The following is a 767-nucleotide window of genomic DNA, read 5'->3' as shown; positions in this document are numbered from 1 at the left end:
GACGCCCGGGGTACCGGCCGCACCCGGGTCCACGCTGTAGCCGCGACGCCTGCTGCCGGTGTAGGTGAGCCTGGAGCCGATGTCCCCGAAGCCACGGAGGAATTCGAGCAGTCGCTCCTGGTCCTCGGCGGTGATCTCGCCGTCCAGCACGCCCTGGCCCGCCGCCTTGGCGAGCAGTTCGGAGACATAGCCGTACACATCGGCCTTGGCGGTGCGGTAGCGCACCGGCGCGGTCATGCCGGTCTTCTCGTTGAAGATGTACGCGTTGGCGTTGGCGTTGGCGAACACCTCCACGGGAACGCCCAGTTCACGGCAGTAGTCCATGGTGACCATCCACTGCGGGATACGGGCGGGTCCGGCGTTCAGATACTGGCCGTCGCTGAAGCGGGCCGTCTGGCGGTTGCCGTACAGATCGAGGTTCGAATCCCCGCCGCGCACGGTGAAGTTGCGCCCGCCGGTGCGGTCCCGGGCTNNNNGAGCGAGGCCCAGGGCTCCCATGGTGGCGAGCATCGCCCCGGCTCCCCCGGAGATGCCCACCTGGCGGAGAAATCCCCGGCGGGTGGCGCCCGTACCTGCATCCGTACCTGTACCTGCACCCATGCTCGTACCTGCACCCGTACCCGTACCCGTCATGGCGTTCGGCGCGTGACTCATGTCCGTTACCCCTTCCGGTGTTCAGATGTGCCGGGATCCTGGCAACGGCTTGTTACGGCCCATCAGATGCGTGTGTGTCCCACGCGTTGCCCTCCGCTCACCACCTCTTCCGC

At 67.6% G+C, this 767-nt stretch carries 1 pseudogene; it reads right to left on the bottom strand.

The annotated features are described in order from the left end of the window. Positions 1-472, bottom strand: a pseudogene (locus BFF77_RS37240) (amino acid oxidase); the annotation flags it as partial. Between the last annotated feature and the right edge of the window lie 295 nt (positions 473-767).

This window comes from Streptomyces lushanensis (assembly GCF_001700515.1).
Lineage (GTDB): Bacteria > Actinomycetota > Actinomycetes > Streptomycetales > Streptomycetaceae > Streptomyces > Streptomyces lushanensis.
The sequence above is the reverse complement of the archived record's forward strand: the minus strand, read 5'-3'. Positions and strand labels throughout refer to the sequence as shown.